13 protein-coding genes are annotated in these 16,651 nt (G+C 57.3%); 10 read left to right on the plus strand and 3 right to left on the minus strand.

Translation table 11 applies throughout. The features are described from left to right. Positions 1-14: 14 nt before the first annotated feature. The gene (locus tag FHC49_RS02045) at positions 15-758 is read right to left on the minus strand and encodes a type 2 GTP cyclohydrolase I (RefSeq protein ID WP_185669369.1); all 744 of its coding nucleotides are present in this window, start codon (positions 756-758) and stop codon (positions 15-17) included. Between the two features lie 281 nt (positions 759-1,039). Between FHC49_RS02045 and dtpD the strand changes: the two genes are divergently transcribed. After that, positions 1,040-2,521: a dipeptide permease DtpD gene (dtpD, locus tag FHC49_RS02050; RefSeq protein ID WP_185669341.1), complete on the plus strand. Its 1,482-nt coding sequence runs from the start codon at positions 1,040-1,042 to the stop codon at positions 2,519-2,521. Between the two features lie 75 nt (positions 2,522-2,596). On the opposite strand, the gene phrB is transcribed toward dtpD, so the two are convergent. Further along, a complete protein-coding gene (gene phrB / locus FHC49_RS02055) occupies positions 2,597-4,015 on the minus strand; it encodes a deoxyribodipyrimidine photo-lyase (RefSeq protein WP_220438448.1) in 1,419 nt (472 codons plus the stop codon). Between the two features lie 195 nt (positions 4,016-4,210). Further along, entirely contained in the window at positions 4,211-4,417 is a 207-nt protein-coding gene (locus tag FHC49_RS02060) for a YbfA family protein (protein WP_035892708.1), read from the minus strand. Positions 4,418-4,723: 306 nt separating this feature from the next. On the opposite strand from FHC49_RS02060, the gene kdpF reads away from it, so the two are divergent. The 9 genes from kdpF (at position 4,724) to potE (ending at position 16,645) form a co-directional block, all read left to right on the plus strand. After that, the gene (gene kdpF / locus FHC49_RS02065; protein WP_035892707.1) at positions 4,724-4,813 is read left to right on the plus strand and encodes a K(+)-transporting ATPase subunit F; all 90 of its coding nucleotides are present in this window, start codon (positions 4,724-4,726) and stop codon (positions 4,811-4,813) included. Then, positions 4,813-6,492, plus strand: a complete 1,680-nt coding sequence (kdpA, locus tag FHC49_RS02070; RefSeq protein WP_220438449.1) for a potassium-transporting ATPase subunit KdpA — start codon at positions 4,813-4,815, stop codon at positions 6,490-6,492. Before kdpF ends, kdpA begins: the two co-directional genes overlap by 1 nt. A 20-nt stretch (positions 6,493-6,512) precedes the next feature. After that, the gene (kdpB, locus tag FHC49_RS02075; protein WP_185669344.1) at positions 6,513-8,561 is read left to right on the plus strand and encodes a potassium-transporting ATPase subunit KdpB; all 2,049 of its coding nucleotides are present in this window, start codon (positions 6,513-6,515) and stop codon (positions 8,559-8,561) included. A 10-nt stretch (positions 8,562-8,571) separates the two neighbouring features. Beyond that, entirely contained in the window at positions 8,572-9,147 is a 576-nt protein-coding gene (gene kdpC / locus FHC49_RS02080) for a potassium-transporting ATPase subunit KdpC (protein ID WP_220438451.1), read from the plus strand. A 2-nt stretch (positions 9,148-9,149) separates the two neighbouring features. After that, positions 9,150-11,837: a two-component system sensor histidine kinase KdpD gene (gene kdpD / locus FHC49_RS02085; protein WP_220438668.1), complete on the plus strand. Its 2,688-nt coding sequence runs from the start codon at positions 9,150-9,152 to the stop codon at positions 11,835-11,837. Then, complete coding sequence (kdpE, locus tag FHC49_RS02090) at positions 11,834-12,511, plus strand: two-component system response regulator KdpE (RefSeq protein ID WP_185669346.1); 678 nt, start codon at positions 11,834-11,836, stop codon at positions 12,509-12,511. Before kdpD ends, kdpE begins: the two co-directional genes overlap by 4 nt. Before the next feature lie 278 nt (positions 12,512-12,789). Beyond that, positions 12,790-12,894, plus strand: a complete 105-nt coding sequence (speFL, locus tag FHC49_RS02095; RefSeq protein WP_106875989.1) for a leader peptide SpeFL — start codon at positions 12,790-12,792, stop codon at positions 12,892-12,894. Positions 12,895-13,136: 242 nt separating this feature from the next. Beyond that, positions 13,137-15,332, plus strand: a complete 2,196-nt coding sequence (speF, locus tag FHC49_RS02100; RefSeq protein ID WP_220438452.1) for an ornithine decarboxylase SpeF — start codon at positions 13,137-13,139, stop codon at positions 15,330-15,332. Then, the gene (potE, locus tag FHC49_RS02105; protein ID WP_185669348.1) at positions 15,329-16,645 is read left to right on the plus strand and encodes a putrescine-ornithine antiporter; all 1,317 of its coding nucleotides are present in this window, start codon (positions 15,329-15,331) and stop codon (positions 16,643-16,645) included. The genes speF and potE overlap by 4 nt, the downstream gene beginning before the upstream one ends. Positions 16,646-16,651 lie beyond the last annotated feature (6 nt).

Below are 16,651 nucleotides of genomic sequence, written 5' to 3' on the forward strand. Positions count from 1 at the left end.
TTATTCCCTCATCATCAGGCCGGATTGGGGATGTCCACAAAGGTCACATCCAGATCGGTCGTTTCGGTGAGCCACTCGCTCAGCGCGCGAATACCACCGCGTTCCGTGGCGTGGTGGCCCGCTGCATAAAAGTGTAGCCCCTGCTCGCGGGCGGAATGAATGGTCTGCTCTGAAACCTCACCGGTAATAAACGCATCGACGCCAAAGCGTGCCGCGCTGTCGATAAAGCCCTGACCGCCGCCGGTACACCAGGCCACGCGCGAGACTTTATCCGGCCCGGTATCCCCGCTCCACAGCGGTTTACGCCCCAGTCGAGCTTCAATCCATGAGGCCAGTTCCAGCCCCGATACCGGCATCGAGAGTTCGCCCCACGGCACCAGTGGTTCGATCTCACCCATCACGTTGATACCGAGCAGCTGCGCCAGCTGTACGTTGTTACCCAGCTCCGGGTGCGCATCCAGCGGCAGGTGCCAGCCATACAGGTTGATGTCGTTCTCCAGCAGCGCTTTCAGACGATTGCGCTTCATGCCGCGGATGACCGGCGACTCCCCTTTCCAGAAGTAACCGTGGTGCACAATCACCGCATCCGCCTGCTGGCGCACGGCTTCGTCAATCAGCGCCTGGCTGGCGGTCACGCCAGTCACAATCTTCTGTACCATTTCACGCCCTTCGACCTGCAGGCCGTTAGGGGCGTAATCGCTGAAGGCGGCGCTGTTGAGTTTTTCATTAATCAGTTGTTCTAGTTCGGTATTTTTCATCATCGCTCTCTTCAATATTGATGCCTTACTACAGGATAAAATAGCGTCACTGACGCATTACGTCGATACACAATTCGTTAACCTTCACCTGATACCGCTTAACTACGCGCAATAAATGCTTAAGTAACACGATTTGTCTGTTTTTGTGTGACCGAAATCATGTATATTTATGCAACCATACCGCATATTACAAAGATAATACGATTCTCTTCGTATTATTACATAAATGAAACAAAGCCTTGCGTAGCGTGATGTTGCCGGGTTTCGAGGTCAAATGTGCAATGAATAAATCACAATCGCAGCCAAAGGCAATTTACTACGTCGTCGCGCTGCAAATTTGGGAATACTTTAGTTTCTATGGCATGCGCGCGCTGCTGATCCTGTATCTCACCAATCAACTGAAATACAACGACACCCACGCTTACGAGCTGTTTAGCGCTTACTGTTCATTAGTTTATGTGACGCCAATCCTCGGTGGCTACCTGGCGGATAAAGTCCTCGGCAACCGCATGGCCGTCATGCTGGGCGCGCTGCTGATGGTTATCGGCCATATGGTGCTCGGGGCCAGCGAAGTGGCGCCGATGTTCCTGTACCTGTCGCTGGCGATTATCGTCTGCGGCTACGGGCTGTTTAAATCGAACATCAGCTGCCTGCTGGGCGAGCTCTATGAACCTACCGACCCACGTCGCGATGGCGGCTTCTCGCTGCTTTACGCGGCAGGTAACGTCGGCTCCATCGTCGCTCCTATCGCCTGTGGTTTCGCCCAGGAACAGTATAGCTGGGCAATGGGCTTCACCCTCGCCGCGGTAGGCATGCTCGCCGGTCTGGTTATCTTTATCAGCGGCCGCCGCCACTTTGCCCACACCGCCGGTGTGAACAAAGAAGTGCTGTGCGCGAAAAAATTCCTGCTGCCGAACTGGGGCTGGCTGCTGGTTCTGCTGGTCGTTGCACCGCTGTTTATCACCGTACTGTTCTGGAAAGAGTGGTCGGTCTATGCGCTGATTGTCGCGTCTATCATCGGCCTGGTGGTGCTGGCAAAAATTTATCGTCGTGCAGAAACTGCCGAGCAGCGTAAAGACCTGCGTCTGATTGTTGTGCTGACCTTCTTCAGCCTGCTGTTCTGGGCGTTTGCCCAGCAGGGTGGCAGCTCCATCAGCCTCTATATCGACCGTTTCGTTAACCGTAACGTGCTGGGCTATGAAGTGCCGACCGCGATGTTCCAGTCGGTAAACGCCTTTGCCGTGATGCTGTGCGGGATCGTGCTGGCCTGGCTGATTAAAGAGAAAGTGACCAACAACCGCGATCTGCGCCTGTGGGGCAAATACGCGCTGGGCCTTGGCCTGATGAGCGCAGGTTTCTGCATTCTGACCCTGAGCGCACGTCTGTCCGCAAGCTACGGTCACTCCTCCATGCCGCTGATGCTGCTGGGGCTGTCGGTGATGGGCTTTGCCGAGCTGTTTATCGACCCGGTGGCGATGTCGCAGATCACCCGCATCCAGATCCCGGGTGTGACCGGCGTGCTGACCGGCATCTATATGCTGCTCTCCGGCGCGGTGGCAAACTACGTGGCGGGAATTATTGCCGACCAGACCTCTCAAGGTTCGTTCGACTCTGCGGGCGCGGTGGATTACTCCATCAACGCCTACATTGATGTGTTCAGCGAAATCACCTGGGGCGCGCTGGCCTGTGTCGCCGTGGTGCTGGTTATCTGGCTGTACCATTCGATGAAAGTTCGCTCCCGCCGCCTGGCAGCCGAAGCGTAACCCCATCCTGTAGCCCGGACGAGGCGTGTAAACGCCGACTCCGGGGATTCCCCGGCGTCACGTCGTTCGGCCGGGCTACTGAAGATGCTTCGCCGCTTCATAGGCAGCAAGCGTCGCTACCCTCGCCTCAGCGTGATCGACAATCGGTCGCGGATAGTGAATCTCAACGCCCTGCTTTTCCGCCCACGCCCACGGCTGGTGAATTGCCTTATCCGGCACCTCGGCTAACTCCGGTAACCACTCACGGATAAACGCCCCACGCTTATCAAAACGTTCGCCCTGTGTCGTGGGGTTGAAGATACGAAAATAGGGCGCCGCATCCGTTCCGGTTGAAGCCGCCCACTGCCAGCCACCGTTGTTAGCCGCCAGACAACCGTCCACCAGCTGCGACATAAAGTAGCGTTCACCCTGCCGCCAGTCGATCAACAAATCTTTGACCAGGAAGCTGGCGACAATCATCCGCAGCCGATTATGCATCCAGCCGGTTGCATTAAGCTGCCGCATTGCCGCATCCACAATCGGGTAGCCGGTACGCCCCTCCTGCCAGGCGATAAGCGCGTCTGACGGCTCGCGCCAGCGTACGCGATCGGTCCAGTCGATAAACGGGCGATGTTTGCAGAGCCGAGGGAAGTTGGTCATCAGGTGACGATAAAACTCGCGCCAGATAAGTTCGTTCAGCCAGACGCTGCCCGCACCGCCGTTCAGCGCCTCTGGCTGTTCTGCCAGAAGTCGGTACAGGCACTGACGTGGCGAAAGCACACCGACGGCGAGACAGGCCGACAGGCGGCTGGTGCCTTCAATGGATGGGAAATCACGCTGAGCCTCGTATTCACCCGCGCCTTCCTGACAAAAACGACGCAGCTGGCCAATCGCCGTCTTTTCGTCAGGCGGGAACAGCGCCGGGTCAAACGACTGTTGGGGATAGTGAAAATGGAGTGTTGCAGCATCGGCCACCGCCGGAGCAGACCGCGCCTCGGGGGCCCGCACGCATTCGGGCATGTGCTCTTTTAAGCGCCGCAGCCAGGCGTTTTTATACGGTGTGAAAACTTTATACATTTCGTGATTGCCGGTCATCACCGCACCGGGCGGCAGGATCACGCTATCATCAAAGCCCTGACACACCGTGTCGGTCAGCGCCCGCTCTACGGCGGCGTCGCGCTGGCGTTCGTTGAATTCGTACTGGTAGTTATAAAAAAGCTGCGTGACCTGGTGCTGCTGGCACACCGTTTTGACGACCTCGACGCTGGCGGCAAAGTCGGCCACCTCATGGAATATCAGCGGGATATTTTTCTCTGCCAGCGAGCGGCGCAGCGCGTTCAGCTGCGCGGCAATATAAGCGGCCTGGCGGGGTGCCATACTGTGCGTAGCCCACTGTTCGGGAGTGGCGATAAACAATGCCAGCACCTGCGCATTGGGATCGCGGCAGGCGGCGGCAAGGGCAAAATTGTCGTGCAGTCGGAGATCGGCGCGAAACCAGACCAGATGGGTAGACATAAATATCCTGAATGTATTCAACGAATACTTTCATCTTACACCAAATGTCAGGAGGACAAATGCGGGTCGTTGTGCCCTCCCGGAGTCGGCGCATTCGCGCCTCGTCCGGGCTACCTGAAAACAAAAAAGCCGCCCTGGTAAGGACGGCTTTGTAGCCCGGCCAAGCGCAGCGCCGCCGGGAATGGCACGACACTATCAATAGAAGTCGCAGGCGGCCTCTTCAGCCTGTGCCATCCATACCGGCTTATCGCTGGTCTTCGACCATACGCGGTGCAGGTAGCTGTAGAAGCGGGCACGGTCTTTCCAGAACAGCATCACCGGTAATGCGACGATCCCCGCCACCACGGCGAAAGTACGACGTAACAATACGATGTGTGCAGGATATTTTCTATACAGGTCCATATTCTCTCCCCTAAGTTGGCCGGCAACGCACGCCGGAAAATAAAGCTCAGTAATCTGACTAAAAGAGTACCGTTATTTGTGTAATTTTACTACTCATCCGACCACTAATTTTTGTGCATTTAGTGTTTATTTACATTCATGCCGTAACTGAGTTACATGATTGTTAAATTAATACTAACCATTAGTTAAATTGTGGATTACGGTCATTTTTATACTTTTTTTACACCCCGCCATTCTATTTTTGCGAAATCTTTGCACCCAAAAACCTACGCTTAGCGCATCAACTGAACCATCCGGAGGTGGATTGTGACTACAGGCGTAATAGCCGGCACGGTGCTGGTGTTCCTGTTACTGGCGTATCTGGTTTATGCCCTTTTCAAGGCGGAGGCGCTGTAATGGCTGCTCAAGGATTTTTACTCGTTGCCAGCTTCCTGCTGGTGCTGTTTGTTCTTGCCCGCCCGCTTGGCAAAGTGCTGGCTGGGATGATTAACAACACGCCGCTGCCGGGGCTTGCCCGCTGTGAAAGCGGGCTCTGGCGCATCATGGGCATTTCCGGTCAGGAGATGAGCTGGGGGCGATATACCATTGCTATCCTGCTGCTGAACCTGGTCGGGCTGTTGGTGCTGTTTGCCATGCTGATGCTACAGGGCGTGCTGCCGCTGAATCCACAAAACCTTCCGGGGCTGTCATGGCATCTGGCGCTCAATACCGCCGTTAGCTTTGTCAGTAACACCAACTGGCAATCCTATAGTGGTGAAACCACCCTGAGCTACTTTAGCCAGATGGCCGGCCTGACGGTGCAGAACTTCCTCTCAGCCGCCACCGGGATTGCCGTGCTGTTTGCACTGGTGCGTGCTTTTGCCCGACATAGCGTGAATACGCTGGGCAACGCCTGGGTCGATATCACCCGCATCACGCTGTGGCTGCTGCTGCCGATTTCCCTGCTGCTGGCCCTGTTCTTCATCCAGCAAGGGGCGTTACAAAACTTCCTGTCCTACCAGCCGTTTACCACCATTGAAGGCGCCCATCAGCTACTGCCAATGGGGCCGGTAGCGTCTCAGGAAGCCATTAAAATGCTCGGCACCAACGGCGGCGGCTTCTTTAACGCCAACTCCTCACATCCGTTTGAGAACCCGACGGCGCTGACCAACTTTGTGCAGATGCTGGCGATTTTCCTCATCCCTGCCGCACTGTGTTTTGCCTTTGGTGACGCGGTGGGTGATAACCGTCAGGGCCGCGCCATCCTGTGGGCCATGACGCTTATTTTCATCATCTGCGTCGCGGTGGTGATGTGGGCTGAAACTCGCGGTAACCCGCACCTGTTAGCCTTCGGTGCCGACAGCAGCATCAATATGGAAGGCAAAGAGAGCCGCTTTGGCATTCTGGCCAGCAGCCTGTACGCCGTGGTGACCACTGCCGCCTCCTGCGGTGCGGTCAACGCAATGCACGACTCCTTTACCGCACTGGGCGGCATGATCCCGCTGTGGCTGATGCAGATTGGTGAAGTGGTCTTCGGCGGCGTGGGTTCTGGCCTCTACGGCATGCTGCTGTTCGTCCTGCTGGCGGTATTTATCGCCGGGCTGATGATTGGCCGCACCCCGGAATACCTCGGTAAAAAAATCGACGTGCCGGAAATGAAGATGACCGCGCTGGCGATTCTGGTTACCCCAACGCTGGTGCTGCTTGGCACAGCGCTGGCGATGATGACCGATGCAGGCCGCAGCGCGATGGCGAACCCCGGTTCGCACGGCTTTAGCGAAGTGCTGTACGCCGTGTCGTCGGCGGCAAACAACAACGGTAGCGCCTTTGCCGGTCTTAGCGCCAACACGCCGTTCTGGAACTGTCTGCTGGCCGCGTGCATGTTCCTCGGCCGCTTCGGGGTGATTGTGCCAGTGCTGGCGATTGCCGGTTCATTGGTGAGCAAAAAAATTCAGCCCGCCACCTCAGGCACCCTGGCGACCCACGATGCGCTGTTTATCGGCCTGCTGATGGGGACCGTGCTGCTGGTCGGCGCCCTGACCTTTATTCCCGCGCTGGCGATTGGCCCTGTTGCGGAACATCTTTCCCTGTTTTGAGTGATGCGGAGCTATTGGTTATGAGTCGCAAACAACTGGCCCTGTTTGAACCTTCTCTGGTTCGTCAGGCGTTGATCGATGCCGTGAAAAAACTGAGCCCGACCATTCAGTGGCGCAACCCGGTGATGTTTATCGTCTGGGTAGGCAGCGTGCTCACCAGCGGACTGGCCGCCGCCATGGCGCTGGGCACCCTGCCTGGCAATGCGTGGTTTAGCGGCGCTATCGCGCTGTGGCTATGGTTTACCGTGCTGTTCGCCAACTTTGCCGAAGCGATGGCGGAAGGCCGCAGCAAGGCGCAGGCGAACAGCCTGAAAGGGGTGAAGAAAACGGCGTTTGCCCGCAAACTGCGCGAAGCCCGCTACGGTGCCGCGATGGATCACGTTCCGGCAGATGAACTGCGCAAAGGCGACGTGGTGCTGGTCGAAGCCGGGGATATCATTCCCTGCGACGGTGAAGTCATTGAGGGCGGCGCATCGGTGGATGAAAGCGCCATTACCGGTGAATCGGCTCCGGTTATCCGTGAGTCCGGCGGCGACTTTGCTTCGGTGACCGGTGGGACGCGCATCCTCTCCGACTGGCTGGTCGTGCGCTGCAGCGTGAACCCTGGCGAAACCTTCCTTGACCGGATGATCGCCATGGTCGAAGGCGCGCAGCGTCGTAAAACGCCTAACGAAATTGCCCTGACCATCTTGCTGGTCGCGCTGACTATCGTGTTCCTGCTGGCGACCGCCACCATCTGGCCGTTCTCCGCCTGGAGCGGTACGCCGATTAGCGTCACTGTGCTGGTCGCCCTGCTGGTGTGCCTGATTCCGACCACCATCGGCGGCCTGCTTTCCGCCATCGGCGTGGCCGGGATGAGCCGTATGCTCGGCGCCAACGTGATCGCCACCAGCGGTCGTGCGGTCGAAGCAGCGGGCGACGTTGACGTGCTGCTGCTGGATAAAACCGGCACCATCACGCTCGGTAACCGTCAGGCTTCCCAGTTCCTGCCAGCCGATGGCGTGGACGAAAAAACGCTGGCCGATGCCGCGCAGCTGTCATCGCTGGCGGACGAAACGCCGGAAGGCCGCAGTATCGTGGTGCTGGCTAAACAGCGCTTCAATCTGCGCGAGCGGGATCTGCAAACGCTGCATGCCACCTTCGTCCCCTTTACCGCCCAAAGCCGCATGAGCGGGATCAACATTGACAACCGCCTGATTCGTAAAGGCTCCGTCGATGCTATCCGCCGCCATATCGAAAGCAACGGTGGCAGCTTCCCACAGGACGTGGAGCAGAAAGTGGAGAGCGTTGCCCGCCTGGGTGCCACCCCACTGGTGGTGGCCGAAGGGGCACGGGTGCTTGGCGTGATATCCCTGAAAGATATCGTCAAAGGCGGGATTAAAGAGCGCTTCGCCCAGCTGCGCAAAATGGGTATCAAGACGGTGATGATCACCGGCGACAACCGCCTCACCGCCGCCGCCATCGCCGCCGAAGCGGGCGTGGATGACTTCCTGGCCGAAGCCACGCCGGAGGCCAAACTGGCGCTGATTCGTCAGTATCAGTCTGAAGGCCGCATGGTGGCGATGACCGGCGACGGCACCAACGATGCCCCGGCGCTGGCGCAGGCCGACGTGGCGGTAGCAATGAACTCCGGGACCCAGGCAGCGAAAGAGGCTGGCAACATGGTGGATCTGGACTCGAACCCCACCAAGCTGATTGAAGTGGTGCATATCGGTAAGCAGATGCTGATGACCCGTGGTTCGCTGACCACCTTCAGTATTGCCAACGACGTTGCCAAGTACTTCGCCATTATTCCCGCGGCGTTCGCGGCAAGCTGGCCGCAGCTGGGCGTGCTCAACATCATGCACCTGCACTCGCCAGACTCGGCGATTCTGAGCGCGGTGATTTTCAACGCCCTGATTATCGTCTTCCTGCTGCCGCTAGCGCTGAAAGGGGTGAGCTATCGTCCGCTCTCCGCCTCGGCGATGCTGCGCCGTAACCTGTGGATTTACGGTGCGGGTGGTCTGGTTGTGCCGTTTATCGGCATCAAAGTTATCGATTTACTGCTGACCCTGTTGGGTCTGGTCTGAGGAAATAGACATGTCTGCATTACGTCCTGCCATCGTGATTTTTCTGTTCCTGACGCTTATCACCGGGGGGCTCTACCCTCTGCTGACCACCGCGCTGGGGCAGTGGATCTTTCCGGCACAGTCGGGAGGGTCGTTGATTATCGAAAACCATGAAATTCGCGGATCGTACCTGATCGGGCAGAACTTTACCGATCCCCGCTATTTCCAGGGCCGCCCTTCGGCGACGTCGGACTCCCCGGATAACCCGATGGCATCCGGCGGCAGCAACCTGGCGGGCAGCAACCCGACGCTGGATAAACAGTTTACCGACCGCATCACCGCGCTGCGCGCCGCTAACCCGGAAGCCAGCCGCGAGGTGCCGGTGGAACTGGTTACCGCCTCCGCCAGCGGGCTGGACCCTAACCTGACGCCAGCCGCCGCGTTGTGGCAGGTGCCGCGTATCGCCAAAGCGCGCAACGTCCCGGCAGAGTGGCTGCGTAAAGAGGTCGAAGCGGCGACAAACTCTCCGCTGCTCGGCTTTCTCGGACAACCTGTGGTAAATATTACTAAGCTGAATATGGCGCTGGATGCCCACAAGGATAACTGATGATGACCGACGAGCCGCTGCGTCCCAACCCGGATCGCCTGCTGGAACAAGCCACCGAAGCTCACCGCGGCAAGCTGAAGATTTTCTTCGGTGCCTGTGCTGGCGTGGGAAAAACCTGGGCGATGCTGGCCGAGGCGCAGCGTCTGCGGTCGCAAGGGCTGGATATTCTGGCGGGCGTGGTGGAGACGCACGGGCGTAAGGAGACCGCCGCGATGCTCAGCGGCCTCACCCTCCTGCCACCAAAGCGCAGTGCCTATCGTGGGCGCTACGTTTATGAGTTCGACCTCGATGCCGCCCTCGCCCGCCGTCCGGCGTTGGTGTTAATGGACGAGCTCGCGCACAGCAATGCGCCCGGCTCGCGCCACCCGAAGCGCTGGCAGGACATTGATGAACTGCTGGAGGCGGGCATCGATGTTTTCACCACCGTTAACGTTCAGCACCTGGAAAGCCTCAACGACATCGTCAGCGGCGTAACCGGCATTCAGGTACGCGAAACGGTGCCTGACCCCTTTTTTGATGCCGCCGATGAGGTGGTGCTCGTCGACCTTCCCCCGGACGATTTGCGCCAGCGCCTGAACGAAGGAAAGGTCTATCTTGCCGGGCAGGCCGAACGCGCCATCGAGAACTTTTTCCGCAAAGGTAACCTGATTGCCCTGCGTGAACTGGCGCTGCGCCGCACCGCCGACCGCGTGGACGATCAGATGCGTGCCTGGCGCGATGGCCAGGGGCAAGAAAAAGTCTGGCACACCCGCGATGCCATTTTGCTGTGCATCGGTCACCACAGCGGCAGCGAAAAGCTGGTGCGCTCTGCCGCCCGGCTGGCGGCCCGCCTTGGCAGCGCCTGGCATGCCGTCTATGTCGAAACCCCGACCCTACACCGACTGCCTGAGCCGCAGCGCCGAGCCATTCTCAACGCCTTGCGTCTGGCGCAGGAGCTGGGCGCTGAAACGGCCACGCTTTCTGAGCCATCGGAAGAGGCTGCAGTCATCCGCTACGCGCGCGAGCACAACCTTGGCAAAATCGTGATTGGCCGCCAGAAAAAGCGCCACTGGTGGCGAGGTGAACGCTTTGGCGAACGCATCTCCCGCCACGCCCCAGAGCTGGATCTGCTGGTCGTCGGCGTCGATGAATCACCCCTTCCCCTGCCGGAACGGGCGCGCGATCAACGGCCGTTTATGGATAAGTCGCGGGTGCAGATTCGCGGCTGCCTGGTGGCGCTGGGGCTGTGTGCCGGTATTACGCTGATTGCCGATCAATTTCTGATGGCCTTTGAGGCCGCCAACCTGGTGATGCTGTATCTGCTGGGCGTGGTGATCGTCGCGCTGTTTTACGGCCGTTGGCCTTCGGTGCTCGCCACGGTGATTAACGTGGTCAGCTTCGATCTCTTTTTCATTGCCCCGCGCGGGACGCTCGCCGTCTCTGACGTGCAGTACCTGCTCACTTTTGGCGTGATGCTCACCGTGGGTCTGGTTATCGGTAATCTCACCGCCGGCGTGCGCTATCAGGCGCGGGTGGCGCGCTATCGAGAACAGCGCACGCGCCATCTTTATGAGATGTCCAAAGCGCTCGCCGTGGGCCGCAACGCCCACGATATCGCCCACACCTGCGAGCAGTATATTCGCACCACCTTCCATGCGCGCAGCCAGGTACTGATGCCGGATGAACAGGGGAAGCTGACGTCGCTGACCCACCAGGAAGGTATGACGCCGTGGGATGACGCCATTGCTCACTGGAGCTTTGATAAAGGGCTGCCAGCGGGCGCAGGAACCGATACCCTGCCCGGCGTACCGTACCTGATCCTGCCCCTGCGTAGCGCCGATAAAACCCACGGGCTTATCGTGGTCGAGCCCAATAACCTGCGCCAGTTGATGATCCCCGAGCAGCAGCGGCTGCTGGAAACCTTCACCCTACTGGTCGCCAGCGCACTGGAACGCCTGGCGTTGACCGAAAGTGAGGAGCAATCGCGACTTATCAGCGCCCGCGAAAGCCTGCGCAATTCACTGCTGGCGGCACTTTCTCACGATCTACGTACGCCGCTGACCGTGCTGTTCGGTCAGGCGGAAATCCTGACGCTCGACCTTGCCAGCAGTGGCTCACCGTACGCCCCACAGGCCAATGAAATTCGCCAACACGTGCTCAATACCACGCGACTGGTCAATAATTTGCTGGATATGGCGCGGCTGCAATCGGGCGGCTTTAATCTGAATAAAGAGTGGCTGACGCTCGAGGAAGTGGTCGGTAGCGCGCTGCGTATGCTGGAACCAAGCCTTAACGGTCGGCATATCGCCCTCTCCCTCCCCGACCCGCTGATGCTGGTCCACATCGACGGCCCGCTGTTTGAACGTGTGCTGATTAACCTGCTGGAAAACGCTGTGAAATATGCGGGTTATGACGCCGAGATAGGTATCACCGCCACCACCAAAGATGACCATCTGTTGCTCGATGTCTGGGACAGCGGCCCGGGCATTCCCGGCGGGCAGGAAGAGCATATTTTTGCCAAGTTTACCCGTGGGCATAAAGAGTCCGCGATCCCCGGCGTCGGCCTGGGGCTGGCTATCTGCCAGGCGATTGTCGATATTCACGGCGGGACGCTCTCCGCCAGCAACCGCCCGGAAGGCGGCGCCTGTTTTCGTGTTACACTTCCGTTAGAACAACCACCTGAACTTGATGAGGGACACGACGGCCTGTGACCAGCGTTTTAATTGTTGAAGATGAACAAGCGATCCGCCGTTTTCTGCGCACCGCGCTGGAAGCTGATGAACTGCGCGTTTTTGATGCCCCTACGCTCCAGCGAGGCCTGCTGGAAGCCGCGACGCGCAAGCCTGACCTGATCATTCTCGACCTCGGCCTGCCCGACGGGGACGGGCTGGATTTTATCCGCGACATTCGTCAGTGGAGCCCGGTACCGATTATTGTGCTGTCGGCGCGCAGCGAAGAGAGCGATAAAATTGCCGCGCTCGACGCGGGCGCAGATGACTATCTCAGCAAACCTTTTGGTATCGGCGAACTTCAGGCTCGCCTGCGCGTCGCGCTGCGCCGCCATGCGGGCAGCCAGCCGAACGACCCGATCGTCACGTTCTCGGATACCACCGTCGACCTTGCCGCCCGTCGTATCACGCGCGGCGGTGAAGAAATTCACCTCACCCCTATTGAGTTCCGCCTGCTGGCAGTGCTGCTCAACAATGCGGGGAAGGTGCTCACCCAACGCCAGCTACTCAATCAGGTCTGGGGGCCAAATGCCGTGGAGCATAGTCACTATTTGCGCATTTATATGGGGCACCTGCGCCAAAAGCTGGAAATAGATCCCGCACGCCCTCAGCATTTATTAACCGAAACCGGAATTGGCTATCGGTTTATGTTATGAATACTTATTCATAATTCTTGCCCCCTTCAATTATTATTCCATAAATACATTAATCCTAAGCCGCGAAATATTACCGCGGCGTCACCACCGTTATTTAAACTAAATATTAAACAGTTTATTCACAACATTGAAACAATACAGCATTTAATCCTGGCATCACCCCTACCAATAATGGATAATTTCACTATTGATCTTGTTATGTTGATCACCCTCACAGTTTTAAGACCATTCAGAGATAAAATGACTCCGCTTTAAGATATTCATCGAAGGTATACGAAATGGAAAACAATAACCGATTGATGCCTCATATTCGACGGACAACACATATTATGATGTTTGCCCATCGCAATAGTTTCGATTTTCACTTCTTTAACGCCCGATAAGTCTCCCGACTTCGGGCGCCTCGCAGTTATTCCCTGCTAATACGGGCTCACGCCTGTAGCCAGCGCTCGCTCTGACAAACCTAACGCTTCCGGCCACCGGACCGGCTGGGTTTGCCACATTCCAAAAAAGCTCACGCCCTGACGTTATTGTCAGCGAGATAGTGTTGCTTTTTTTCCGGCGAAATCAATTTCTCATTCGGGAAATTGAGGGACTGCTATTACCTAAAATAAAGAGATGAAAAATGTCTGAATTAAAAATTGCCGTAAGCCGTACTTGCCCGGACTGTTTTACTACTCAGCGTAGTATTATCAATACCTGCGACACTCACTTTATTGATGTTGCTGCTGCCGTATTATCTATTGAAGACGTTGAGTGTGGTAAACTCGATGAAATAGACGCGACGGGTTATAACCTGCCAGTATTTATTGCTATTAATAAAGACCAAATTGTTCCCGCCGAATATCTCTCACGTATTCAAGGGGTATTTGAGCATGACGAAACCCGCAACGACTTCTATGGTCGCCAGCTGGAATCGGCGGCACACAAGTATGAAGTGAATCTGCGCCCACCGTTCTTTAGCGCGCTGGTCGATTACGTCGCGCAGGGTAACAGCGCGTTTGACTGCCCGGGGCATCAGGGTGGTGAATTCTTCCGTCGTCACCCTTCCGGCAACCAGTTTGTTGAATACTTTGGCGAAACCCTGTTCCGCTCTGACCTTTGCAACGCTGACGTGGCCATGGGTGACCTGCTGATCCACGAAGGCGCGCCGTGCATTGCGCAGCAGCACGCGGCCAAAGTGTTTAACGCTGACAAAACTTACTTCGTCCTGAACGGTACCTCTTCTTCTAACAAAGTGGTGCTGAACGCCCTGCTCACCCCGGGTGACCTGGTGCTGTTTGACCGCAACAACCACAAATCCAACCACCACGGTGCGCTGTTACAAGCGGGGGCCACGCCAATTTATCTGGAAACCGCACGTAACCCGTACGGCTTTATCGGCGGTATTGATGCCCACTGCTTTGAAGAGAGCTATCTGCGCGAACTGATTGCCGAAGTCGCACCAAACCGCGCGCGCAATCAGCGTCCTTTCCGCCTGGCGGTCATTCAGCTCGGCACCTACGACGGCACGATTTATAACGCTCGTCAGGTGGTGGATAAAATTGGTCATCTTTGCGACTACATTCTGTTTGACTCCGCGTGGGTCGGCTACGAACAGTTTATTCCGATGATGGCCGACTGCTCGCCGCTGCTGCTTGAGCTTAACGAGAACGATCCAGGGATTCTGGTCACCCAGTCGGTGCATAAACAGCAGGCGGGCTTCTCTCAGACTTCGCAAATTCACAAAAAAGATAGCCATATCAAAGGCCAGCAGCGATATGTTCCGCATAAGCGTCTTAATAACGCCTTTATGATGCACGCCTCCACCAGCCCGTTCTACCCGCTGTTTGCCGCGCTGGACGTGAACGCCCGCATGCACGAAGGTCAGGCAGGCCGCAACATGTGGATGGACTGCGTCTCCAACGGTATCGAAGCGCGTAAGCTGATCCTCGATAACTGCCACCACATTCGCCCGTTCGTGCCTGCCGAGATTGACGGTAAACCATGGCAGTCCTGGCCGACCGAGAGCATCGCTAACGATCTGCGTTTCTTCCACTTTGTCCCAGGCGAGCGCTGGCACGGTTTTGAAGGCTATGCCGAACATCAGTACTTTGTCGATCCATGCAAACTGCTGCTGACCACGCCGGGCATCAACGGTGAAGGTGAATATGACACCTTTGGCGTGCCAGCCACCATTCTGGCGAACTACCTGCGCGAGCACGGCGTAGTACCGGAAAAATGCGACCTCAACTCCATCCTGTTCCTGCTGACGCCAGCGGAAGATATGGCCAAGCTGCAACAGCTTGTGGCCCTGCTGGTACGTTTCGAAACGCTGCTGGAAGCCGATGCGCCGCTGCAAGAGGTTCTGCCATCGCTCTACGGTCAGCATAAAGACCGCTATGCCGGTTACACCCTGCGCCAGCTGTGTCAGGAAATGCACGATCTGTACGCACGCCACAACGTGAAACAGCTGCAAAAAGAGATGTTCCGTAAATCACACTTCCCACGCGTCAGCATGAACCCGCAGGATGCCAACTACGCTTACCTTCGTGGACAGGTTGAGCTGGTGCCGCTGTCAATGGCGGAAGGTAAAATCGCCGCCGAAGGTGCTCTGCCGTATCCTCCAGGCGTGCTGTGCGTTGTTCCTGGGGAAATCTGGGGTGACTCCGTTCTGCGTTACTTCAAAGCGCTGGAAGAAGGCATCAACCTGCTGCCGGGCTTCGCGCCAGAGCTGCAAGGGGTTTATATCCAGGAACACGACGGCCGCAAAGAAGTGTGGTGCAACGTGATTGAGACTCAGCAGCCGCAGCCTGCCCTGCTGAAAGGGGAGAAATTATGAGCAAAGCCAATAATAAGATGGGTGTTGTTCAGCTCACCATCCTGACGATGGTGAACATGATGGGCTCCGGGATTATCATGCTGCCCACCAAACTCGCTGAAGTCGGCACCATCTCCATTATCTCCTGGCTGGTCACCGCCGTCGGTTCGATGGCGCTGGCCTGGGCCTTTGCAAAATGCGGGATGTTCAGTAAGAAATCCGGCGGCATGGGCGGCTATGCGGAGTATGCCTTTGGTAAGTCGGGCAACTTTATGGCCAACTATACCTACGGGGTTTCGCTGTTGATTGCCAACGTTGCTATCGCGATTTCGGCAGTGGGTTACGGCACCGAGCTATTCGGTGCCGCGCTGAGCCCGGTGCAGATCGGGCTCGCCACCATTGGCGTGCTGTGGATCTGTACCGTGGCTAACTTCGGTGGTGCGCGTATTACCGGGCAGATCAGCAGCATCACGGTATGGGGCGTTATTATCCCGGTGGTTGGTCTGTGCATTATCGGCTGGTACTGGTTCAGCCCAACGATGTACGTCGAATCCTGGAACCCGCACCACGTGCCGTTCTTTAGCGCCGTAGGTTCTTCTATTGCGATGACGCTGTGGGCGTTCCTCGGTCTGGAATCCGCCTGTGCCAACGCCGAAGTGGTGGAGAATCCGGAACGTAACGTGCCAATCGCCGTGCTCGGCGGGACGCTCGGGGCAGCGGTGATTTACATCATTTCCACCAACGTGATTGCCGGTATCGTGCCAAACATGGATCTGGCTAACTCCACCGCGCCGTTCGGTCTGGCCTTCGCGCAGATGTTTACCCCGGAAGTCGGGAAAGTGATCATGGCGCTGATGGTGATGTCCTGCTGCGGTTCGCTGCTCGGCTGGCAGTTCACCATCGCCCAGGTATTCAAATCCTCGGCGGACGAAGGCTACTTCCCGAAAATCTTCTCCCGCGTCAGCAGTGCCGATGCGCCGGTTCAAGGGATGCTGGTCATCGTGGTTATTCAGTCCGGGCTGTCACTGATGACCATTAGCCCGTCGCTGAACAATCAGTTCAACGTGCTGGTTAACCTGGCGGTCGTGACCAACATTATTCCGTACATCCTGTCGATGGCTGCGCTGGTCATCATCCAGCGGATGGCTAACGTGCCGGTGAACAAAGCGCGCGTCGCCAACTTCGTGGCATTCATTGGGGCAATGTATAGCTTCTACGCGCTCTACTCTTCCGGCGAAGAAGCGATGCTGTACGGTTCCATTGTGACGTTCCTCGGCTGGACGCTGTACGGCCTGGTGTCACCACGTTTCGAATTGAAAAACAAACACAGTTGATCGTAG

This window comes from Kluyvera sp. EC_51 (genome assembly GCF_019584505.1).
Taxonomy (GTDB): Bacteria; Pseudomonadota; Gammaproteobacteria; order Enterobacterales; family Enterobacteriaceae; genus Kluyvera; species Kluyvera sichuanensis.